This is a genomic window from Streptomyces sp. NPDC042100, from assembly GCF_055582325.1.
On the sequence record NZ_JBVJDK010000010.1, the window covers coordinates 72,403 to 92,750 of the forward strand.

The following is a 20,348-nucleotide window of genomic DNA, read 5'->3' on the forward strand; positions in this document are numbered from 1 at the left end:
GGAAGCGCATCCCCACTTGTGGTCCGGACCGCAGGGCGTATGGCAACGCACCCATCGAGTTTCCCCCTGAGCCGCGAGGAGACCGCCCGATGCTGCCCCGGACCCCCCGAACCCCCCTGAAGCACGCCCTCAGAGCCCTGGCCGTGCTGCTGCTGACCGCCGCCGCCACGCTCGCCCCCACCGCCGCCGCCCAGGCGGCCCCGGCTCCCAGCCGGGGCTGGAACGACTTCTCCTGCAAGCCCTCCGCCGCCCACCCCCGCCCGGTCGTCCTCGTCCACGGCACCTTCGGCAACTCCGTCGACAACTGGCTGGGCCTGGCGCCGTACCTGGTGGACCGCGGGTACTGCGTCTTCTCGCTCGACTACGGGCAACTGCCCGGCGTGCCGCTCTTCCACGGCCTCGGCCCCGTCGACAAGTCCGCCGGACAGCTCGCCGCGTACGTCGACCGGGTGCTCGCCGCCACCGGAGCCCCGAAGGCGGACCTCGTCGGGCACTCGCAGGGCGGCATGATGCCCCGCTACTACCTGAAGTTCCTCGGCGGCGCGCAGAAGGTGAACGCGCTCGTCGGCATCGCCCCGGACAACCACGGCACGACCCTCAACGGCCTCACCAAGCTGCTGCCGTACTTCCCGGGCGCCGAGGACCTGCTGTCCGCGTCGACCCCGGGGCTCGCCGACCAGATCGCCGGCTCGCCCCTCATGACCAAGCTGAACGCGGGCGGCGACACCGTGCCCGGCGTGCGGTACACGGTCATCGCCACCCGGTACGACGAGGTGGTCACCCCGTACCGCTCCGGCTTCCTCGACGGGCCGGACGTGAACAACGTCGTGCTCCAGGACCTGTGCGCGCTCGACCTCTCGGAGCACGTGGCCATCGGCACGGTGGACCGGATCGTCATGCACGAGGTGGACAACGCCCTCGACCCGGCCCACGCGAGCCCGACCACCTGCCTGTCCGCGCTCGGCTAGGGCCCGATCCGCCGGACAGGGCCCCAGGGCCTGCCCTAGCGACGGGCCGCCCGGCGGCGGGTCGTGGCGAACAGGAACGCCGCGCCCGTCCCGAGCACGGCGGCGCCGCCCAGCGCCAGGTACGGCGTGGTGGCGTCGCCGCCGGTCTCGGCCAGCTCGGTCCCCGGCCCGCCGGCCGCGACGGGGACCGAGCCGCCGCTCGTCGAGCCACCGCTCGTGCCGGTGCCTCCGGTGCCTCCGGTCGTGCCGGTGCCTCCGCTCGTGCCGGTGCCACCGGTCGTGCCGGAGCCCGCCTGCGACGCCGACTTCGTGGGCGCCGGGGTCGCCGTGTGGCCCCCGTGCCCGGAGTGCCCGCCCGTCGAGGGCGCGGCGGTCGGTGCGGAGGCGGTCGGCGCCGGGGTGCCGGGCGTGCCGCCGGTGTCCTTCCCGAACACCACGTCCGAGCAGGTGTAGAAGGCCTCGGGGGAGTCCGACCGCTGCCAGATCGAGTAGATCAGGTGCCGCCCGGACTTCTTCGGCACGGTGCCCTTGAACACGTAGTCGCCGTTGCTCATCGGCGGGTCGGCGACGGTCACGAAGGGCTTCGCCTCCAGGTCCGACCACTTCAGCGGCTTCGCCGGGTCGTAGCCGTCCTTCGTCACGTACAGCGCGAAGGAACCCTTGTGCGGGGCGGTGCCCTTGTACCGGAAGGTGTGCTCACCGGCCGCCATCGGGCTCGACGGCCAGTCCGCGCGGGGCAGGTCGAGGCCCCGGTACGTGGCGTTCCCGGCGCTGCACAGCTTCCCGTCCGGGATGATCTCCCGGCTCCGGCCGCCCGCGTTGGCGATGTTCACGCCGTTCCAGTCGTAGAACGCCTGCTTCCCGCTCGCGGCCACGGCCGCCTTGCACGCCGCCGAAGTCGGATTCTCCGGCCCCTCCGCGTAACAGGCCGCGACCCGGCTGACCGGGTCGGTCATCGACCCGTGCGCGAACGCGGGCGCGGAACCGAGCCCGGCCAGCGCGAGGACGGCCGAGGCGGTGACGGCGGTGGCGAGGGCGGTACGGGGCGATCGGGGTGAGGACATGGGGGGACAGCTCCTTCACGAGGGTGGGGTGTGGGGGGTTGCCCAGCAAACTAGCCCCCGGAATACGCCGATCCGATGCTCCGGCGGCCCTCGTGAGGATCTTTATGGTCGTGTTAAGGGGCCTCTAAGCGGGGCCACAGACAGGGCGTCAGCCCAGCCGCCGGTAGCGGCGCTCCGGGCGGCCCGTACCGCCGTAGCGAAGGGTGATCTCGGCGCGGCCGGTCTCCGCGAAGTACTCCAGATAGCGGCGGGCGCTGACCCGGGACAGCGAGCCCGCCTCGGCGCACTCCGTCGCCGACAGGCCCTGTGGATGGGCCCGCAGGATCGTGTCCACCAGCTCGGCCGTGTGGGCCGCCAGGCCCTTGGGGAGCTCGCGGGAGCCGCGCGGCCGGGTGCCGAAGATCTGGTCCACGTCCTCCTGCCGCGCCTCCGCCGCCGCCAGCTCGTCCAGCCGGCTGCGCAGCGAGGCCACATGGCGCAACTGCTCCTGCAGGGCGGCCTGGTTGAAGGGCTTGATCAGGTAGTGCAGGGCCCCCGCGCGCAGCGCCGCCCGGATCGTGTCCACGTCCCGCGCGGCCGTGATGAACAGCGCGTCCATGGCCAGCCCCGAGGCGCGCAGCTCGCGCAGCACCGCGATCCCGTCCATGTCCGGCAGGAAGATGTCGAGCAGCAGCAGATCGGGCCGCAGCGCGTGCGCCGCGCGCAGCGCCTCCGCGCCGTTGTGGGCGGCGCCCACGACGGAGAAGCCCGGCACCGCCGACACATAGCGGCAGTGCAGCTTGGCCACCATGAAGTCGTCGTCGACCACCAGCACCTTCGTCACGCGGACAACGTAGGGCGCGACCACAAGGACCACAACGTCCGTTGGTTGCGGAAGCGAGACAGCTTCTTAACGCGCAGGCAACATGTGGGCCACCTCACACCCATCGATCCCTCCGATCCCTACCCTTCGAGAGGCGGCTCACGTGCGGCTCAGCACTCCCCTCGCCCTGTTCGGGGCGGCGCTGCTCGTGCTCGTGGGACCGCCGCTGCTCAGCACCGGCAGCGGCTCCGACACCGGCACGCAGATACCCGGCCTGCGGTTCATGGTCCCCAACACCCCCGGCGGCGGCTACGACATCACCGCCCGCACCGCGGCGAAGAACGCCGAGGAGGCCGGACTCACCACCGGCGTCGAGGTCTTCAACCTGCCCGGCGCGGGCGGCACCGTCGGCCTCACCCGGCTCGTCGGCGAGCACGGCAACGGCCGCCTCGCCATGTCCATGGGCCTCGGCGTCGTCGGAGCCGTACACACCAACAAGACCCCGAAGACCCTCGCCGACACCACCCCGATCGCCCGGCTCACCATGGAGCAGGACATCGTCGTGGTCGGCAAGGACTCCCCGTACAAGACCATCCAGGACCTGCTCGCCGCCTGGAAGAAGGACCCCGGCAAGCTGCCCGTCGGCGGCGGCTCCTCGCCCGGCGGCCCCGACCACCTCGCCCCGATGCTGATGGCCCAGGCCGCGGGCATCCCGCCGAAGAGCGTCAACTACATCCCCTTCGACGGCGGCGGCGAGCTCCTCGCCTCCATCCTCGGGAACAAGGTCGCCTTCGGCGTCTCCGGCGTCGGCGAGTACCTCGACCAGATCAAGGCCGGCGAGCTGCGGCTGCTCGCCGTCACCGGCGCCGAGCGGGTCCCCGGCCTCGACGCGCCCACCCTGCGCGAGGCGGGCCTCGACACCGAGTTCATCAACTGGCGCGGCATCGTCGCCCCGCCCGGCCTCTCCGACGCCGAGCGCGACAAGCTGATCGTCCTCGTCACCAAGCTGCACGAGTCCCCGCAGTGGCGCCAGTCCCTGAAGACCCACGGCTGGAACGACGCCTTCCTGCCGGGCGACGAGTTCGGCACCTTCCTCGCCGAACAGGACCGCCGCGTCGCCTCCGTGCTGAAGGAGCTGGGACTGTGACCACCCCCGCCACCCCCGCCGCCGAAGAGACCCCCGCCGAGCGCCCCTCCTGGCTGCGCGAGCACTCCGAGCTCGGCGTCAGCGTGATCCTGCTGGCCCTCGGCGTCCTCGTCCTCACCGACGCCCTCACCATGGCCGTCGACGTCGCCCAGCGCGGCCCCGTCGGCCCCCGCACCGTCCCCCTCGTCGTCGGCGGCGGCCTGCTCCTCATCGCCGTCCTGCTCGCCGTCGACGTGCTGCGCGGCGGCCGGGGCGAGGCCGAGGGCGGCGAGGACGTCGACCTGTCCGAGCCCGGCGACTGGCGCACCGTCCTGCTCCTCGCCGGCGTCTTCCTCGGCTTCGCCGTCCTCATCGGCCCGGCCGGCTTCCCCGTCGCCGGCGCCCTGCTCTTCTGGGGCGCTGCCTACGCCCTCGGCAGCCGCCACCCGCACCGCGACCCGCTGATCGCCGCCGGCCTCTCCCTGCTCACCTACGTCGTCTTCGACAAACTGCTCGGCGTCCCGCTGCCCGGCGGCCCGCTGATGGGAGTGCTCTGACCCATGGACTCGCTCACCTCCCTGCTCGACGGCTTCGGCACCGCGCTGACCCCCGTCAACCTGCTCTGGGCCGCCCTCGGCGTCCTCCTCGGCACCGCCATCGGCGTCCTGCCCGGCATCGGCCCCGCCATGGCCGTCGCCCTGCTGCTCCCCGTCACGTACGGCCTGGAGCCCACCGGCGCGTTCATCATGTTCGCCGGTATCTACTACGGCGCCATGTTCGGCGGCTCCACCACCTCCATCCTGCTCAACACCCCCGGGGAGAGCGCCGCCGTCGTCGCCGCCATCGAGGGCAACCCGATGGCCAAGTCGGGGCGCGGCGCGCAGGCCCTCGCCGCCGCCGCCATCGGCCACTTCGCCGGCGGCATGACCGGCACGATCCTGCTCGTCCTGCTCGCCCCGGTCGTCGCCGCGCTCGCCGTCGACATCGGCGCCCCCGACTACTTCGCCATCATGGTCCTCGCCTTCATCGCGGTGACCTCCGTCCTCGGCTCCTCCCGCGTCCGGGGCCTCGCCTCCCTGCTCATCGGCCTCACCCTCGGGCTGGTCGGCCTCGACCAGATGACCGGCCAGCAGCGCCTCACCTTCGGCTCGCTCCAGCTCGCCGACGGCATCGACGTCGTCATCGTCGCGGTCGGCCTCTTCGCCATCGGCGAGGCCCTGTGGGTCGCCGCCCACCTGCGCCGCAACGCCGGCGAGCCGATCCCCGTCGGACGCCCCTGGCTCGGCCGCGACGACGTGCGGCGCACCTGGAAGGCCTGGCTGCGCGGCCCGTTCATCGGCTTCCCGTTCGGCGCGATCCCGGCCGGCGGCGCCGAGATCCCGACCTTCCTGTCGTACGTGACGGAGAAGCGCCTCTCCAAGCACAAGCACGAGTTCGGCAAGGGCGCCATCGAGGGCGTCGCGGGCCCCGAGTCCGCCGCCTCCGCCTCCGCCGCCGGCACCCTCGTCTCCATGCTCACCCTGGGCCTGCCGACGACCGCCGTCGCCGCCGTGATGCTCGCCGCGTTCCAGCAGTACGGCATCCAGCCCGGCCCGCTCCTCTTCGAACGCGAGCCCGAGCTGGTCTGGGGCCTGATCGCCTCGCTGTTCGTCGGCATGGTGCTGCTCCTCGCCCTCAACCTGCCGCTCGCGCCGGTCTGGGCCAAGCTGCTGCGCATCCCCCGTCCGTACCTCTACGCCGGCATCCTGTTCTTCGCCGCCGTCGGCGCGTACGCGGTCGGCGGCGAGGCCCTCGACCTGGTGATCCTGCTCGTCATCGGCCTCATCGGCTTCGGGATGCGGCGCTACGGACTGCCCGTGCTGCCCGCCGTCATCGGGGTCATCCTCGGCCCGGCCGCCGAGCAGCAGCTGCGCCGCGCCCTCCAGATCAGCGACGGCTCGCTGACCGGCCTGGTCAACACCCCGTTCTCGGTGACGGTCTACGCGGTGGTGCTGCTCCTGCTGGGCTGGCCGCTGGTGGGCAGGCTGATCAAGCGCCGCCGTACCGTGGAGGCATGACGCCCGACCGTACGGCGCACCACGCGCCCCGCCCCGCCCTCGCCACCGACGTGCCCGCCGTGAAGGCCGTGATCGACGCGGCCTTCCACCACTACATCGAGCGGATCGGTCTCGTACCGGCCCCGATGGAGGAGGACCACGCGGCGAACGTGGCGGCGGGGCGCGTCTTCGTCGCGGGCGAGCCGCCGGCCGGGCTCGTCGTCGTGGTCCCGGAGGCGGACCACCTCTACCTCGACACCATCGCCGTCCACCCGGACGCCCAGGGCACCGGCCTCGGCCGCGTCCTGATGGAGTGGGTCGAGGCCCGGGCCCGCGCGCTCGGCCTGCCCGAGGTGCGGCTCTTCACCAACGCGATGATGTGGGAGAACCAGAAGCTGTACGAGCGGTACGGCTACGAGGTCGTCGAACGACGTCTTGACGGACCGTACGACCGTATTCACTACCGAAAGACGGTCGGCGAGTCGCCGCTCAACTCGCCCCCGATGGGGTGAGTTTCGGACAACCGGCGGCTTGATCCGGTATCCCTGGCGGGCAGCTCCACCCCACCATCCCCCCATGCCCCGAAGGGACCCCCACCCATGCGCGCTCGCCTCGCCGTCGCCGCCGGTGTCCTGCTCGCCGCCACCGCGACCGCCGCCCCCGCTCACGCCGCCCCCGCCGACACCGTCACCGTCGATCCGCGCGGCACCCTCGCCGCCGACGGCACGGTCAGCGTCTCCGGCACCTACCGCTGCTCCGACGACAGCGCCGGCCCCGTCTTCGTCAGCTCCACCCTCGTCCAGGGCGCGCACTCCGCCGCGATCGGCGGCACCCAGGCGGTCTGTGACGGCCAGGTCCGTTCCTGGACCAACAGCGCCGTCGTCAAGGACCCGGCCTACCGCCCCGGCCCGGCCCAGGTCCAGGCGGCCCTGATGCAGCTCGTTCTGACCGGCCCGCTGGGCACCCCGACCCCCGAGTTCACGGTCGAGCAGGACCGGGACATCACCCTCGGCTAGCGGCGGGGGGCCGGGCCCGGCGGGGCCGGACCTTGCGGGGAGCCGGAGCCGGAGCCGGCGCGGACCGGAGCCGGCGCGGACCGGACCCGGCGCGGACCGGACCCGGCGGGGGGCCGGGCCCGTCCCGTACCGTCGGACGGGCCCTACCGGGCGTCCCGCCCCGCCAGCAGCTCCACCAGTCCGTCACGGCCCAGCGCGTCCAGCTCGTCCAGGGCGCGCACGGCCCGCTCCGCCGCCTCCGGGTCGGCGGCGGCCAGGCCGCTCGCCGCGAACTCGTCCTCGTCGAGCCGCAGCACGCCCGCCCCGTCGGCCGGCACCCACAGGTCCAGGTCCAGGTCCTCGACCAGCACCTCGGCCCCGTCGGCGCGGACCACGGCGGGCCGGGTCACGTCGCAGTACCAGCCCTTGAGCGCGCCGTCGCCGGAGCGGACCTCCTTCACCGCGTACCAGCGGTCCCGCCAGTAGTGCTCGGTGAAGACGTCGCCCGGCTCGAAGCGGACGAAGCCGAAGTCCCGGACGCCCTCGGCCGCCCAGGGCGCCCGGACCGTCAGCCGGACCCCGTCGTCGGCGAGCAGCTCCGCCGGGTAGCGGATCTTGGTCCGCCCGGCCTTCACCAGGGCGATCTCAACCGAGCGACCGGACATGCCGGATCTCCTTCGCGGCGATCTCGTAGCCCAACCACTCGTTGATCGCCAGCATCGGCCCGTTGCCGGTGTCGTTGCCGGTGAACGCCTCCGTGCAGCCCGCCGCCCGCGCCAGGCGCAGCGCGTGGTTCTTCACCAGCTTGGCGAGCCCCCGGCCCCGGAACTCCGGCGCGGTGCCGGTCATCCCGGAGCCGAAGCGGCCGAGCCCGTCCGTCTGGGCGGCGGTGAACGCCGCCGGGCGCCCGTCGACCAGCGCCACGGTGGTGAGCCGGTGGTCCAGCAGCGGGTGCCGCCAGGTGCTCTCCAGCCAGTGCGCGTAGTCGGTCAGTTCGGCGGCCACGTCGCCCGGCTCGTCGGCCGTGGTCAGCGCGTCCAGCTCGAACAGCGGACGCGGGTCGGCGGCGAAGTCCGTCGCCGGACGCAGCTCCACCCCGGCCGGGAGCTCCTGGAGCGGCGGCAGCGCGGCGGCCGTCAGGTCCAGCCGCAGGAAGTACGCGGAGCGGCTGGGCGCGTAGCCGTGCCGTCCGGCGAAGGCGAGGCCGGCCGGCTCGTCCGGGACCCAGCTGAGCAGGGTGGCCGCCCCCACCGAGGCCAGGTGCTCCTCGCCCGCGCGCAGCAGCAGGGCCCCGGCGCCGCGCCCGCGGTGCCCGGGGTGGACGTAGACGTTGACGTTGCCCATGCCCGGCTCGGGGGACTCGTGGGCGAGCGACACCTGCGCCGTACCGATGATCTCCCCGTCGGCCTCGGCGACCAGCGGCCGCTGGTGCGCGTCGGGATGGGCGTGCGCCCAGTCGTGGGCCGCCTGGGCGCCCGTGGCGAGCATGAAGGGCAGGGCGGCGCGCCGGACCAGGGCGAAGCCCTCGGCGTCGGCGGGGTCCTCGGGCCGTACATCACGGACGATCACAGTCATGGGGCCGCACGCTATGCGGCGGTCCCGTCCGGCCGCCTCCCATTTTCCCGTCGGCCGGGTGCACAATCGGGCGGGTGACGCTTCGAATCAGCGTGGACCAGCACTCCACCACCGCCCCGTACGAACAGCTTCGCGCCCAGATCTCGGAGAGCGCCCGGTCGGGGGAGCTGCCCGTCGGCTACAAGCTCCCGACGGTGCGGGGCCTCGCGGAGGACCTCGGACTCGCGGCGAACACGGTCGCGAAGGCGTACAAGGCGCTGGAGGCGGACGGGGTGATCGAGACCCGTGGCCGCAACGGCACCTTCGTCGCCGCCGCCTCCGACGCCGCCTCCCGCCTCGCCGCGACGGCCGCGGCTGCCTACGCGACGGAGGCGCGGCGCCTGGGCCTGAGCAGAGCGGCGGCCGAGGCGGCGGTCGCCGAGGCGCTCCGCGCGACGTACGACGCCTGAGCCCGCCCCCGGCCCGGACGTGCCCCGGGCCCGGGCACCCGCCCGGCCCGGGGCCCGCCCCGCGCTACAGGTAGAGCCCCGCCTCGGTGGCCCGCTGCTCCGGCATCCCCACCGCCGCGGTCCCCCGGCGCAGCGCGAACAGCTCGGCGAGCGTGGCGCCGTCGGGGCCGATGCCCTCCTCGTGTCCCAGCCAGGCGGTCGACTCGGCGCGGGTCAGCCGGCCCACCTCGATCCGGGCCAGGCAGCGTCCGGGGCGGACGACGGCGGGGTGCAGGCGCTCCAGGTCCTCGTTGGTGGTGACGCCGACGAGGACGTTGCGGCCCTGGCCGAGCAGGCCGTCCGTCAGGTTGAGCAGCCGGGAGAGCGCCTGGCCCGCCGTGTGCTTGGCCTCGCCGCGGATCAGCTCGTCGCAGTCCTCCAGGAGCAGCAGCCGCCAGCGCCCCTTCGGCGTGCCCTCGTCCTCGCCGATCGCGATGTCCATCAGATAGCCGACGTCGCTGAACAGGCGCTCCGGGTCGAGCACGCAGTCGACCTGGCACCAGTCGCGCCAGGAGCGGGCGAGGGTGCGCAGGGCGGAGGTCTTGCCGGTGCCCGGCGGGCCGTGGAGCAGCAGCAGCCGCCCGGTGATGTCCTCGGGCGTGACGGCCATCAGCCGGTCCATCGCCCCGGCCACCGGCGCCGTGTAGTTGGGGCGGATCTCCTCCCAGGTCCCGGCGCCGATCTGCCGGGTGGTGCGGTGCGGGCCGCGCCGGGGCGACACGTACCAGAAGCCCATGGTGACGTTCTCGGGCTGCGGCTCGGGCTCGTCCCTGGCCCCGTCCGTCGCCTCCTTGAGCACCCGTTCGGCGAGCTCGGCGTCGGTGGCGGTGACGGTGACGTCCGCGCCGCGGCTCCAGCGGGACACCAGCAGCGTCCAGCCCGCGCCCTCGGCGAGCAGCGCGCTGCGGTCGTCGTCCTTGGCGGCCCGCAACAGGCGCGCGCCGCCGGGCAGCAGGGTCGCGGCGGGCTTCACCCGGTCCAGGGTGGTGCTCAGCGCGTGCGGCTGCGCCCCGGTGGCGAACCGCCCGAGGAACAGCGCGTCGACGACGTCCGAGGGGGAGTCGCTGTCGTCGACGTTCAGCCGGATCGGCAGCGAGGTCTCGGGTGGCGCCCCGGCCGGTTCCCCGGCCGCGCGCTCGCCTTGGTTGGCAGACATGGCGCTCATGATCCGGCAACCGGGCATTCCGTGCACGGGGTTTTGAAGGGGACGTTCCGAGGACCCCGCCCCACGGCGGATGACCTACGGTCAGCTGGCTCGATATCAACCGTTTCTGAGGGGAAGTCGAGGGTAATCGGCCACGAGTTTTGGCATGGACACTTCCAACGCGCCGGATCCGCTGCTACTACCTGGTAACGCAGAGATCCTGCTACAGGAGGTCCCATGAAACTGTCCCGTTTTTCGGCTTTCTCCTCTTCGCTCCTGCTCGGTGCCGTCCTCGCCCTCACCGGGGCGGGCGCCGCGCAGGCGGCCGGGAACGCCGCCGCCGTCGACTACGTGGCCCTGGGCGACTCGTACTCCTCGGGCGTCGGCTCCGGGAGCTACGACAGCGCCAGCGGCGACTGCAAGCGCTCCACCAAGGCGTACCCGGTCCTCTGGAAGAACGCGAACGCCCCCTCGTCCTTCGCGTTCACCGCTTGCTCGGGCGCCCGAACGGGTGATGTCACGGCCAGTCAGCTCGGACCTCTCAACACCGGCACCGACCTGGTGTCTCTCACGATCGGAGGCAATGACGCCGGTTTCGCCGACGTCATGACCACCTGCGTCCTGCAGTCCGAGGCGACCTGTATCAACCGCGTGAATCAGGCCAAGGGCTACGTCGACTCCACTCTGCCCGGCAACCTCGACTCGGTGTACACCGCGATCCGCAACAAGGCCCCCAACGCCCGGGTCGTGGTGCTCGGCTACCCGCGCTTCTACCAGCTCGGCGGCACCTGCGTGGCCGGCCTCAGCGAGAACGAGCGGCGCGCCATCAACGACGCCTCCGACTACCTCAACGCGGCCACCGCCAAGAGAGCCGCCAACCACGGCTTCACCTTCGCGAGCGTCGTCCCCGCCTTCACCGGGCACGAGATCTGCTCCTCCGGCACGGCCTGGCTGCACAGCGTCAACTGGCTGAACATCGGGGAGTCGTACCACCCGACCGCCGCCGGCCAGTCCGGCGGCTACCTGCCCAGCTTCAGGAACGTGGCGTAGCACCCGGCGCGGGGGTCGCCGGCGACGTCGAGGCCGGCGGCCCCGTGGGAGTGGTGGCCCCGCCCGTCGGGGTCGCCCTCTCGCACGTCACCGAGAAGTCGGCCAGCCCGGACCGGGTCTCGACGGGGGTGCGCACCTCCACCCCGACCGCGTCCGTCAGCGTGCCGTCCGGCCGGTACACCGCCTGGACCCGGCTCACCTGCCGCTCGGCCGGGCCGCCCGCCGGGAAGTCCAGCGTCCGCCACGCCGAGTCCTGCCCCTCGCCGCTCCGGGTGATCCAGCGGTACGAGACGGAGGCCGGCGTCCCGCCCACCGTGAACGTCGCCGTGAAGGCGGGCGCCCGGTCCCGCGGCGGCGGACAGCTCCCCGTGTAGTCGGCGCGGTCCGCGCGCACGGACACCACCACCGAGACCGCGGGCGTCCCCGTGGGCGACGTCGTCGGCGGGGTGGTGGCCGGCGTCTCGGGCGGGGCGGCGGTGGTGGCGGGCGTCGTGGCGGGGGTGCCCGTCGTGACCGGCGGGGCGGGCGGCGCGGACGGGCCCTCCTCCCGCAGCAGCGCGTACGTCAGCCCGCCGCCCACCAGCAGCAGCGCCGCGATCCCGGCGACGAGCGCGCCGCGCCCGCGCCGCCGCTCCCCGGCCCCGCTCCCGGCCTCCGGGCCGTCGGGCGCGGGCATCGGGGCGGTCGGCCCGCCCGAGGGCCCGTACGGCCCGCCGGACCCGCCGGAGCCCCCGTACCCGTCGCTTCCGTCGCTTCCGCCGCCCGCGCCGGACGGCCGCCGGGGCGGCGTCGCGGGGAAGGCGCCGTACGTCGCCGCCCGGGCCGGTCCGTCGCCCGCCGCGATCGCGCGCAGCCGCTCCTCGGCCTCGGCCGAGGCCATCCGCGACTCCGGGTCCTTGCGCAGCAGCCCCTCGACCACCGGTGCCAGCGCCCCGGCCCGCTCCGGCGGCGCGGGCTCCTCGTCCACCACCGCGCGCAGGGTGTCGAGCGCGGTGTCGCGGCGGAACGGCGAGACGCCCTCCACCGCCGTGTACAGCAGCACGCCCAGCGACCAGAGGTCCGACTCCGGGCCCGGCGCCCGCCCCATCGCCCGCTCCGGCGCGAGGTACTCGGGGGAGCCGACCAGCTCGCCGGTCATGGTGAGCGGCGAGGTGCCCGCGACGGCCGCGATGCCGAAGTCGGTGAGCACCACCCGCCCGTCGTTGGCGAGCAGCACGTTGGCCGGCTTGACGTCCCGGTGCAGCACCCCCGCCTCATGCGCCGCGCGGAGCGCCGCGAGCACGTCGGCGCCGATTCCCGCCGCCCGCGCGGGCGGCAGCGGGCCCTCCGCCTCCAGGGTCTCGGCGAGGGTGAGGCCGCGGATCAGCTCCATCACGATCCACGGGCGCCCGTCCTCGGTCACCACGTCGTAGAGGGTGACGGCGCCGCGGTGCGCGACCCGGGCGGCGGCCCACGCCTCGCGCTCCAGGCGCGCGTAGAGCCGCTCCCGGTCCTCGGCGGGCAGCCCGGCCGGGGCGCGCACCTCCTTGACCGCCACCTCGCGTCCCAGGACCTCGTCCCGGGCCCGCCAGACGGTCCCCATCCCGCCCTCGCCGAGCACGTCCAGAAGCCGGTACCGACCCGCGATCACCGTCATCCCCCCACGGTAGCCGAGGCCGGGCGGCTTGTGGTGGCGGAGATCACACCCTGGGGAAAGCGCGGCGGCGGGGGTCCCGCGTGCAGGATGGTTCGTGACGGTTCGACAGGCGTTCGACCGCTGTCCAACTCGCCCTGGAATCAGACGGATTCGGACAGTGATCGTCAACCCCCGTACACAAGCGGTGAATCCTGCGGCCGGAATGCACGGGTGTCGTAGCGGGGCGATAGGGTTAACCTGCCCGGGCCGGGTGCCCTCGTACGGGTGGGGAGTGACATGGAACAGATAGTGATGCGCAGCAGGCCGCGCGTGCCTGCCATCACCTGCGGGAGCAGTGCGACCAGTTCGCGGCTCGACCGCCATCTCGCGGTGCTCGGCGGTCCCGCCGTGCCCCAGCGTGAGGCGGCCGAGGCGACGCTGCTGATGCGCGAGCTGACGGCACGTGAGACACCGAAGCACGGCCACCACAGCCGCAGCTCCCGGGTCTCGCTCTTCGCCCCGCTCCGCAGGCTCCGCCGCTCCCTCTTCGGCAGCCACGGCTGACCGACCGTCCGTCCGGACCGGGCTCCCGCGTACCCCGACGCATCGCCCCCGCCCGTTCCGCTCGGCCGGCCGACCGCGCCTGACCGCTCACCCGTGACACCCCGCCGGACGTGTCCCCGCCCGTCCGGCGTCTCACCCCGGTCCGGATCCGGCCGTGACCGGGGCCTCAGGCGCGCGCGTAGCGCCTGACCGCCGCCGGTGCGGCGAGCGCTCGGCGCCGCCGCCCGGAGCGCGCACCCGACCCGGCGCCCCGCCCCGCGTCGTCACGGCGCCGCTCAGTGCGCCTCCACCGTCACGGTGAAGGAGAAGCGGTCGCCCCGGTAGCGGATCCGGGCCACGTCGACCACCCGGCCCTCCTCGTCGTAGGTGACGCCGGTGTAGTGCAGGATCGGCGAGAGCAGCGGCACCCGCAGCAGGGCGGCCGTCTCGGGGTCCGCGAGTCGGGCCTCGACGGTGTCGGTGATGCGGCTGATCCGGACCCCGACCAGGTCCCGCAGCACCTTCGTCATCGGCCAGCGCTCCAGGTCGGCCGGGTCGATGCCGGCCGCGATCTCCGGGAGCACCGCGTTCTCCGCCCAGTTGGTCGGCTCGCCGCTCTCCCCGTCGGCGCGCAGCCGCCGGTAGACCGCGACCTCCCCGGCCCCGGGGAAGTACTCCGCGAGCTCGCCGGGGACCGGCCCGGTGCCGTGCCCGAGGACGGTGGTCCGCTCGCCGGACTGCTGGGCCACGATCGCGTCGATGGAGCCGAGCAGCCGGCGCGGGGTGGAGCGCCGGGCGCCCGGCTCGATGAAGGTGCCGCGCCGCCGGTGCCGGCTGATCAGGCCCTCCTCCTCCAGCTCCTTCAGCGCCTGGCGCATGGTCAGCACGCTGACGCCGTAGTGCTGGGCCAGCTGCTCCTCGGTGGGCAGCCGCAGCGAGGCGTCCGGGGTGCGGCCCAGTATGGAGGCGCGCAGCGACTGGGACACCTGGTACCAGAGCGGCAGCTTCCGGTTCAGCACCAGCGAGTCGGGGGCGAAGGCGGTCACGGCGTTCTCCGTACGACGGCTATGAGACGTCCGGCCAGGACCTTACGGCCGGAAGTGGCGCTGAAGACCCTGCCATACGTCGTCGTAGCGCTGCTGCAGGTGGTCGGCCTCCGCCGCCTGCGGGGTGGCGGTGATCGGCCAGCGGGTCTCGAACATGAAGGCCAGACCGTCGTCGATCTTGTGCGGCTTGAGCTCGGCGGCGCTGGCCCGGTCGAAGGTCTCCCGGTCGGGGCCGTGCGCGGACATCATGTTGTGCAGCGAGCCGCCGCCCGGCACGAAGCCCTCCGCCTTGGCGTCGTAGGCGCCCTCGATCAGGCCCATGTACTCGCTCATCACGTTGCGGTGGAAGTACGGCGGGCGGAAGGTGTCCTCGCCGACCAGCCAGCGCGGCGCGAACACCACGAAGTCGACACCCGCGAGCCCGGGGGTGTCGGACGGCGAGGTGAGCACCGTGAAGATCGACGGGTCCGGGTGGTCGTACGAGATCGTCCCGATCACATTGAAACGGCGCAGGTCGTAGACGTACGGGGTGTGGTTGCCGTGCCAGGCGACGACGTCCAGCGGGGAGTGGCCGTAGGTCGCGGACCACAGGTTGCCGCAGTACTTGTTGACGACCTCGACCGGGCCCTCGACGTCCTCGTAGGCGGCGACGGGCGCGCGGAAGTCCCGCGTGTTGGCCAGGCCGTTGGCGCCGATCGGGCCGAGGTCGGGGAGCTGGAAGGGCGCCCCGTAGTTCTCGCAGACATAGCCCCGGGCCGTCGCGTCGAGCAGCTCGACGCGGAACCGGACCCCGCGCGGGACCAGCGCGATCTCGCCGGGGGAGACCGCGAGCAGGCCGAGCTCGGTGCGCAGCAGCAGCCCGCCGTGCTCGGGGACGATCAGCAGCTCGCCGTCGGCGTCGCTGAACACCCGCTCCATCGGCGCGTTCGCGTGGTAGAGGTGCACGGCCATGCCGCTGCGCTGGGCGGCGTCGCCGTTGCCGCCCAGCGTCCACAGCCCCGCCAGCCAGTCCGTGCCCGCCGGGGGCTCCGGCAGCGGGTTCCAGCGCAGCCGGTTGGGGTCGGGCACGGTCTCGGTGAACGGGGCGGTGCGCACGGCCCCGTTGCCGATCCGGGTGAACGGCGGGTGCGCGGCCGAGGGGCGGATCCGGTAGAGCCAGGAGCGCCGGTTGTGCGCCCGGGGCTCCGTGAACGCCGAGCCGCTGAGCTGCTCCGCGTACAGGCCGAGCGGCGCCCGCTGCGGCGAGTTCCGGCCCTGCGGCAGGGCGCCGGGGACGGCCTCGGAGCCGTGCTCGTTGCCGAATCCCGTGCTGTAGCTCAGCGCTGCGGCCGTCTTGCCGGCCTGTTCCGCGTTCATCGCGTGCTCCTGTCCTGACGCTCACAACAATCCTATGCATGACCGTAGGATTCCGCTCCCGCTCGCGTCAACGGTGCTTTTCCGGAGCTCTTGGACGTGGTGCGTGCACGGGGGGTTCCAAAAGATGAACATTGCTCTACTCTCTCGCGCATGTCGTGGACCCGAAGGTTCGTTCTCGCGCTCACCGCCGTCCTCGCGGCCCTCGCCGCCACCCTCGTCGCGGCCCCCGCCGCCCTGGCCCACGAGGAGCGGCCCGTCACCCTGCCCGACGGCTCGGGCAGCGTGCCCGTGCTGCGCACCGGCGAACCGGACCTGCTGGTCTGCAAGGCCGACCGGGCCGACTTCGAACGCCGGATCGCCGCCTTCCCGGCCGCGCTCAAGGCCCGCAACCTCGCCCTCTTCGAACGCTGCACCGCCCCCGGCACCCGCCAGGGCTTCCGCCACATCCAGCAGGCGGTCGACGCCGTCGACCGCCCCGGCATGACCCTCGCGATCCTGCCCGGGCTCTACGAGGAGGAGCCCTCCCAGCCCGCCCCCACCGGCGCCTGCGCCGCCCTCAAGGCGCCGCTCTCCGGGCTCGGCTACCAGATCCTCAGCTACGAACAGCAGAAGCGCTGCCCCCACAACCAGAACCTGGTCGCCATCCTCGGCAAGAAGAACCTCCAGGTCGAGGGCACCGGCGCCTCCCGCCTCGACGTCGTCGTCGACGCGAAGTACACCAAGCTCAACGCCATCCGCGCCGACGGCTCCGACGGCGTCTACTTCCGCAACTTCACCGCCCAGCGCACCACCTTCAACTCGCTCTACGTCCTCGCCGCCGACGGCTTCGTCATCGACGACGTCCTCACCCGCTGGAACGACGAGTACGGCTTCCTCACCTTCGCCTCCGACCACGGCCTCTACAAGAACTGCGAGTCCTACGGCAACGGCGACTCCGGCATCTACCCCGGCTCGGCCTCGAACATCAACGACGGCCGAGGCTACGACGTCCCCCGCTACGCCATCGAGATCACCGGCTGCCGCAGCCACCACAACATGGTCGGCTACAGCGGCACCGCCGGAGACTCCGTCTACGTCCACGACAACGAGTTCGACCACAACATGGGCGGCGCCTCCATGGACTCCGCCTTCCCCGGCCACCCCGGACTCCCGCAGAACCACGCCCGCTTCGAACGCAACCTGATCCACGACAACAACGCGAACTACTACCCGTACGTCGCCGACGGCACCTGCGCCAAGCCGCCCGCCGAACGCGGCTACGAGCAGGGTGTCGTCTGCCCCCAGATCTCCATGCCGCCCGGCACCGGCATCATCACCGCCGGAGGCAACTGGAACCTCTACGAGAACAACTGGGTCTACGGGCACCAACGCGCCGCCTTCTTCCTCAGCGCCGTCCCCGCCTTCATCCGAGGCGAGTCCGCCTGGGGCAAGCAGACCGACACCTCCCACCACAACCGCTACGCGGGCAACCACCTGGGCGTCGACCGCGCCGGCGCCTCCCGCCCCAACCGCACCGACGTCTGGTGGGACGGCCAGGGCGGAGGCAACTGCTGGCAGGCCGACGCGGGCCCGAGCACCCCCACCTCCCTCCCCGCCTGCGGCGCCGCCCGAGGCCAGGTCACCGGCGACACCGGCCGCCTCGTCGGCGAACCCGCCAAGCTCGCCCAGCTCCTCGTCTGCGCCGACTACAACGTCCAGGCCCGCCGCCTGCCCGCTGGCTGCGACTGGTACGGCGCCCGGGGCATCCAGCGCGTCGAGACCCAGCTGGCCCTCGGCACCGCCGTCGTCCTCGCCCTCGTCGGCACCCTCCTGTGGTGGCGCCGCCTGCGCCCCAGCCGCCCCGCCGCCGTCGCCACCGGCCTGGGCCTGACCGGCCTCGCCCTCGACGTCGCCGGCTCGACCCTCGCCCTCACCCCGACGCCCGTCCCCGCCCTGGCCCTGCTCCTCACCGGCCTCTGGTGGACCGGCACCGGCCTCGCCCTGCGCGCGAGCGGCACCCGCCCCGTCTTCGCCTGGACCACCGTGGCCCTGGGCGCCCTCACCCTCCTCGACGCCTTCGACAAGGCGGTCCTGATGATCCCGTGGATCCCCCTCGGCCCCGCCTGGATCCGAGGCCTGCTCGCCGTGGTCTGGGTCCTCTGGGCCGTGATCGCCGCAGGCACCCGCACCCCCTCCTCCTCCTCCACCACCACGACGACCACGACCCTGGCGGGCAGCCCGGCATGACACCTCCGACCCCCACCTCCCGCCCCACACCCGGCCGCCTCACGACTCCCGGGGCCTCCACGACTCCCGGGACCTCCACGACTCCCGGGGCCCTCACGGCCCCCGCGCCCGAAGCCGCCCGTACGGTCCGGGGCGCCCGGATCGTACGGGGCGCCCGGGTCGCCGGTGCTGGCCGTGGTGCCCGTACCGCCCGCGTCGCCCGTACCGCCCGGCTCGCGCTCGGCCTCGTCGTGGGTGCCGTGCTGCTGCTCTCCGGGTGCGGCGGGCGGCCCACGACCCACCACAAGCCCGGCACCAGCCACCAGGAGGCCACCGGCGCCAACGGCACCGTCCTCGCCGCCAAGGACGCCACCGGGCACCGCCTCCGCGAGGTGCCCGCCGCCGGGGCGCCCGGCGTGCGCGTCGAAGTCCGCCCTGACAGCGAGGGCGGCTGGAACGTCCACCTGCTGGTGGAGAGGTTCCGCTTCACCCCCGAGAGCACCGGCGGCGCCGCCCTCCTCGGCCGAGGCCACGCCCGGCTCCTCCTCGACGGCCGCGAGACCGCCCGCGCCTACGGCCCCTGGGCCCACGTCCCGGCCGGCGCCCGCACCCTCACCGTCCGGCTGTACGCCGACGACCACACCGTCTGGGCCGTCGCGGGCCGCCCGGTCGAGGCCGTCGTCCCCCTGACCGCCGCCGCGCCGTCCGACGGCACCCCGCCCGGCGGCACCGCGTCCACCGCACCGACCGCGCCGCCCACGACCACGGCCCCCGCCCCGCCGGCCGGCCGTACCCTCACCGTCACCATCAGCGGCGACTCCGTCCAGCCACCCCCTTCCCGGGTCGCGTTCAAGAAGGGCGAACGCCTCACCCTCCAGGTGACCAGCGACCGCGCCGACACCCTCCACGTCCACGGCTACGACCGCGAACTCCCCCTTCCCGCCGGAACTCCGGCCACCCTCACCCTGACGCTGGACCGCACCGGCCTCTTCGAGGTGGAGACCCACGAGTCCGGACTCGTGCTGACCCAACTCGTCGTCCGATGACGGGGCTGCCGCTCGCCCATGGCGTGGGCTCCCAGCACGACCTGCCCCTCTCGCCCTTCTACGCCTACGCCGGCGCCTTCGCCGCGCTCTTCGTCTCCTTCCTCTCGCTCGGCCTGCTCTGGTCCTCCTCCCGTTTCCGGGGCGACCGGGCCGGCCGCCCCCTGCCCGCCGCCGTCCAGCGCCTCGCCGACGCCCCCGCAACCCGCGCCGCGCTCCGGGCGCTCGGCGCCGCCGCCGCGCTGCTCCTCGTCCTCCACCTCCTCCTCGGCCCCGACGACCCGGACCGCAACCCCGCCCCCGGCGCCGTCTACGTCCTGCTCTGGGTCGGACTCGTCCCCGCCTCCCTCCTCCTCGGCCCCGTCTGGCGCCTGCTCAACCCGCTGCGCGCCCTGTACTCCGCTCCGCGCCGCCTCCGGCCCCTCCCTTCCGAGGGGCGCCCGCCACGCCCGCTCCCCGCCCGGCTCGGCATCCGGCCCGCCGCCCTCGGCCTGCTCCTCTTCACCTGGCTCGAACTCGTCGCCCCCGACAACACCTCCGCCCCCGTCCTCCTCACCGCCCTCGGCACGCACGCCGCGGTCCAGCTCCTCGGCGCCGCCCGCTACGGCCCCGACTGGTTCGCCCGCGCCGACCCCTTCGAGGTCTACTCCTCCCTCCTCGCCCGGCTCTCCCCGCTCGGCCGCCGCGCCGACGGCCGGCTCGTCCTTCGCTCCCCCTTCGACGGGCTCGACGCCACTCCGCCGCTCCCCGGTCTCGTCGCCTCCGTCTGCGTCCTGCTCGGCTCCACCGCGTACGACGGCCTCTCCGACAACCCCCGCTGGATCACCGTCCTCCAGACCTCGTCCCTCGGGCGCACCCCCACCGCCACCCTCGGACTGCTCGCCGCCGTCGCCCTCGTCGCCGCCCTCTACGGACTCTGCGCCGGAGCCCTGCGTCTCCTGAACCGCGAACTCGCCACCCCGCTCACCTCCTTCGCCCACTCGCTCCTGCCCATCGCCCTCGGCTATCTCGTCGCCCACTACTTCTCGCTCTTCGTGACCGAAGGGCCACGTACGGTCATCATGGCAGTGGGCACTGACAACGCCCCCTCGCCCGCCCCACCGCTGGGTCCCGGCGGCCTCGCGACCCTCCAGGTCGCCTCGATCGTCGTCGGCCACGTCCTCGGCGTCGTCGCCGCGCACGACCGGTCCGTCCGCCTCTTCCCGCCCGACCGTGCCGTGGCCGGCCAGCTCCCGCTGTTCGCGCTGATGATCGCGTACACCCTCGGCGGGATCGGCCTGCTGATCGCCTGA

The 20,348-nt window shown here is 73.9% G+C and carries 20 protein-coding genes; 12 read left to right on the forward strand and 8 right to left on the reverse strand.

What is annotated here, in order from left to right; translation table 11 throughout:
* The first annotated feature begins 89 nt into the window (after window positions 1-89).
* A complete protein-coding gene (locus ACZ6J5_RS22955) occupies window positions 90-968 on the forward strand; it encodes an esterase/lipase family protein (RefSeq protein WP_469394331.1) in 879 nt (292 codons plus the stop codon).
* Window positions 969-1,003: 35 nt separating this feature from the next.
* Here the strand turns inward: ACZ6J5_RS22955 and ACZ6J5_RS22960 are convergent, their stop codons facing one another.
* Both ACZ6J5_RS22960 and ACZ6J5_RS22965 read right to left on the reverse strand, forming a co-directional pair.
* A complete protein-coding gene (locus ACZ6J5_RS22960; RefSeq protein ID WP_469394333.1) occupies window positions 1,004-2,032 on the reverse strand; it encodes a lytic polysaccharide monooxygenase in 1,029 nt (342 codons plus the stop codon).
* Window positions 2,033-2,180: 148 nt separating this feature from the next.
* Window positions 2,181-2,855 carry a response regulator gene (locus tag ACZ6J5_RS22965; RefSeq protein WP_469394334.1) on the reverse strand — a complete coding sequence of 225 codons (675 nt, stop codon included), beginning with the start codon at window positions 2,853-2,855 and terminating at the stop codon, window positions 2,181-2,183.
* A gap of 142 nt (window positions 2,856-2,997) precedes the next feature.
* On the opposite strand from ACZ6J5_RS22965, the gene ACZ6J5_RS22970 reads away from it, so the two are divergent.
* The 5 genes from ACZ6J5_RS22970 to ACZ6J5_RS22990 all read left to right on the forward strand — a co-directional run bounded on the left by ACZ6J5_RS22970 (window position 2,998) and on the right by ACZ6J5_RS22990 (window position 7,012).
* Window positions 2,998-3,981, forward strand: coding sequence for a Bug family tripartite tricarboxylate transporter substrate binding protein (locus ACZ6J5_RS22970; RefSeq protein ID WP_469394336.1), 984 nt, complete (start codon window positions 2,998-3,000; stop codon window positions 3,979-3,981).
* A complete protein-coding gene (locus tag ACZ6J5_RS22975; RefSeq protein ID WP_469394338.1) occupies window positions 3,978-4,517 on the forward strand; it encodes a tripartite tricarboxylate transporter TctB family protein in 540 nt (179 codons plus the stop codon). The genes ACZ6J5_RS22970 and ACZ6J5_RS22975 overlap by 4 nt, the downstream gene beginning before the upstream one ends.
* 3 nt (window positions 4,518-4,520) lie before the next feature.
* The gene (locus tag ACZ6J5_RS22980; protein WP_469394340.1) at window positions 4,521-6,017 is read left to right on the forward strand and encodes a tripartite tricarboxylate transporter permease; all 1,497 of its coding nucleotides are present in this window, start codon (window positions 4,521-4,523) and stop codon (window positions 6,015-6,017) included.
* Window positions 6,014-6,508, forward strand: coding sequence for a GNAT family N-acetyltransferase (locus ACZ6J5_RS22985; RefSeq protein ID WP_469394342.1), 495 nt, complete (start codon window positions 6,014-6,016; stop codon window positions 6,506-6,508). The genes ACZ6J5_RS22980 and ACZ6J5_RS22985 overlap by 4 nt, the downstream gene beginning before the upstream one ends.
* Before the next feature lie 87 nt (window positions 6,509-6,595).
* On the forward strand, window positions 6,596-7,012 hold the full coding sequence (locus ACZ6J5_RS22990) for a DUF6299 family protein (RefSeq protein ID WP_469394343.1): 417 nt from the start codon (window positions 6,596-6,598) through the stop codon (window positions 7,010-7,012).
* Window positions 7,013-7,155: 143 nt separating this feature from the next.
* Here ACZ6J5_RS22990 and ACZ6J5_RS22995 read toward each other — a convergent pair whose 3' ends face one another.
* On the reverse strand, window positions 7,156-7,656 hold the full coding sequence (locus ACZ6J5_RS22995) for a ribonuclease FAU-1 family protein (RefSeq protein ID WP_469394345.1): 501 nt from the start codon (window positions 7,654-7,656) through the stop codon (window positions 7,156-7,158).
* Window positions 7,637-8,566: a GNAT family N-acetyltransferase gene (locus tag ACZ6J5_RS23000; protein WP_469394347.1), complete on the reverse strand. Its 930-nt coding sequence runs from the start codon at window positions 8,564-8,566 to the stop codon at window positions 7,637-7,639. The genes ACZ6J5_RS22995 and ACZ6J5_RS23000 overlap by 20 nt, the downstream gene beginning before the upstream one ends.
* Before the next feature lie 74 nt (window positions 8,567-8,640).
* Here ACZ6J5_RS23000 and ACZ6J5_RS23005 point away from each other — a divergent pair, with 74 nt between their 5' ends.
* Entirely contained in the window at window positions 8,641-9,015 is a 375-nt protein-coding gene (locus ACZ6J5_RS23005; RefSeq protein WP_469394349.1) for a GntR family transcriptional regulator, read from the forward strand.
* Window positions 9,016-9,079: 64 nt separating this feature from the next.
* Here ACZ6J5_RS23005 and ACZ6J5_RS23010 read toward each other — a convergent pair whose 3' ends face one another.
* Window positions 9,080-10,210: a DUF5925 domain-containing protein gene (locus tag ACZ6J5_RS23010; RefSeq protein WP_469394351.1), complete on the reverse strand. Its 1,131-nt coding sequence runs from the start codon at window positions 10,208-10,210 to the stop codon at window positions 9,080-9,082.
* A gap of 225 nt (window positions 10,211-10,435) precedes the next feature.
* Here ACZ6J5_RS23010 and ACZ6J5_RS23015 point away from each other — a divergent pair, with 225 nt between their 5' ends.
* Window positions 10,436-11,248, forward strand: a complete 813-nt coding sequence (locus ACZ6J5_RS23015; RefSeq protein ID WP_469394353.1) for an SGNH/GDSL hydrolase family protein — start codon at window positions 10,436-10,438, stop codon at window positions 11,246-11,248.
* On the opposite strand, the gene ACZ6J5_RS23020 is transcribed toward ACZ6J5_RS23015, so the two are convergent.
* A complete protein-coding gene (locus tag ACZ6J5_RS23020) occupies window positions 11,232-12,884 on the reverse strand; it encodes a serine/threonine-protein kinase (protein ID WP_469394355.1) in 1,653 nt (550 codons plus the stop codon). The two genes, ACZ6J5_RS23015 and ACZ6J5_RS23020, sit on opposite strands and share 17 nt — an antisense overlap.
* A 276-nt stretch (window positions 12,885-13,160) precedes the next feature.
* Between ACZ6J5_RS23020 and ACZ6J5_RS23025 the strand changes: the two genes are divergently transcribed.
* Window positions 13,161-13,427: a hypothetical protein gene (locus tag ACZ6J5_RS23025; protein ID WP_469394357.1), complete on the forward strand. Its 267-nt coding sequence runs from the start codon at window positions 13,161-13,163 to the stop codon at window positions 13,425-13,427.
* Window positions 13,428-13,702: 275 nt separating this feature from the next.
* On the opposite strand, the gene ACZ6J5_RS23030 is transcribed toward ACZ6J5_RS23025, so the two are convergent.
* Together ACZ6J5_RS23030 and hmgA are read right to left on the reverse strand one after the other, a co-directional pair.
* Window positions 13,703-14,452, reverse strand: a complete 750-nt coding sequence (locus tag ACZ6J5_RS23030) for a GntR family transcriptional regulator (RefSeq protein ID WP_469394359.1) — start codon at window positions 14,450-14,452, stop codon at window positions 13,703-13,705.
* A 42-nt stretch (window positions 14,453-14,494) separates the two neighbouring features.
* Window positions 14,495-15,808, reverse strand: a complete 1,314-nt coding sequence (gene hmgA, locus ACZ6J5_RS23035; RefSeq protein WP_469394361.1) for a homogentisate 1,2-dioxygenase — start codon at window positions 15,806-15,808, stop codon at window positions 14,495-14,497.
* A gap of 150 nt (window positions 15,809-15,958) precedes the next feature.
* Between hmgA and ACZ6J5_RS23040 the strand changes: the two genes are divergently transcribed.
* The 3 genes from ACZ6J5_RS23040 to ACZ6J5_RS23050 are packed head-to-tail and all read left to right on the forward strand — an operon-like array spanning window position 15,959 to window position 20,348.
* Complete coding sequence (locus ACZ6J5_RS23040; protein ID WP_469394363.1) at window positions 15,959-18,034, forward strand: right-handed parallel beta-helix repeat-containing protein; 2,076 nt, start codon at window positions 15,959-15,961, stop codon at window positions 18,032-18,034.
* A complete protein-coding gene (locus ACZ6J5_RS23045; protein ID WP_469394364.1) occupies window positions 18,031-19,059 on the forward strand; it encodes a hypothetical protein in 1,029 nt (342 codons plus the stop codon). The genes ACZ6J5_RS23040 and ACZ6J5_RS23045 overlap by 4 nt, the downstream gene beginning before the upstream one ends.
* Window positions 19,056-20,348 carry a hypothetical protein gene (locus ACZ6J5_RS23050; protein WP_469394365.1) on the forward strand — a complete coding sequence of 431 codons (1,293 nt, stop codon included), beginning with the start codon at window positions 19,056-19,058 and terminating at the stop codon, window positions 20,346-20,348. Before ACZ6J5_RS23045 ends, ACZ6J5_RS23050 begins: the two co-directional genes overlap by 4 nt.

Bases quoted from the DNA above. Each gene is read 5' to 3' on its own strand.
- ACZ6J5_RS22955 (WP_469394331.1), top strand. From the start codon at position 90: ATGCTGCCCCGGACCCCCCGAACCCCCCTGAAGCACGCCCTCAGAGCC.
- ACZ6J5_RS22960 (WP_469394333.1), bottom strand. From the start codon at position 2,032: ATGTCCTCACCCCGATCGCCCCGTACCGCCCTCGCCACCGCCGTCACC.
- ACZ6J5_RS22980 (WP_469394340.1), top strand. From the start codon at position 4,521: ATGGACTCGCTCACCTCCCTGCTCGACGGCTTCGGCACCGCGCTGACC.
- ACZ6J5_RS22985 (WP_469394342.1), top strand. From the start codon at position 6,014: ATGACGCCCGACCGTACGGCGCACCACGCGCCCCGCCCCGCCCTCGCC.
- ACZ6J5_RS22990 (WP_469394343.1), top strand. From the start codon at position 6,596: ATGCGCGCTCGCCTCGCCGTCGCCGCCGGTGTCCTGCTCGCCGCCACC.
- ACZ6J5_RS22995 (WP_469394345.1), bottom strand. From the start codon at position 7,656: ATGTCCGGTCGCTCGGTTGAGATCGCCCTGGTGAAGGCCGGGCGGACC.
- ACZ6J5_RS23000 (WP_469394347.1), bottom strand. From the start codon at position 8,566: ATGACTGTGATCGTCCGTGATGTACGGCCCGAGGACCCCGCCGACGCC.
- ACZ6J5_RS23010 (WP_469394351.1), bottom strand. From the start codon at position 10,210: ATGTCTGCCAACCAAGGCGAGCGCGCGGCCGGGGAACCGGCCGGGGCG.
- ACZ6J5_RS23015 (WP_469394353.1), top strand. From the start codon at position 10,436: ATGAAACTGTCCCGTTTTTCGGCTTTCTCCTCTTCGCTCCTGCTCGGT.
- ACZ6J5_RS23020 (WP_469394355.1), bottom strand. From the start codon at position 12,884: ATGACGGTGATCGCGGGTCGGTACCGGCTTCTGGACGTGCTCGGCGAG.
- ACZ6J5_RS23025 (WP_469394357.1), top strand. From the start codon at position 13,161: ATGGAACAGATAGTGATGCGCAGCAGGCCGCGCGTGCCTGCCATCACC.
- hmgA (WP_469394361.1), bottom strand. From the start codon at position 15,808: ATGAACGCGGAACAGGCCGGCAAGACGGCCGCAGCGCTGAGCTACAGC.
- ACZ6J5_RS23040 (WP_469394363.1), top strand. From the start codon at position 15,959: ATGTCGTGGACCCGAAGGTTCGTTCTCGCGCTCACCGCCGTCCTCGCG.
- ACZ6J5_RS23045 (WP_469394364.1), top strand. From the start codon at position 18,031: ATGACACCTCCGACCCCCACCTCCCGCCCCACACCCGGCCGCCTCACG.
- ACZ6J5_RS23050 (WP_469394365.1), top strand. From the start codon at position 19,056: ATGACGGGGCTGCCGCTCGCCCATGGCGTGGGCTCCCAGCACGACCTG.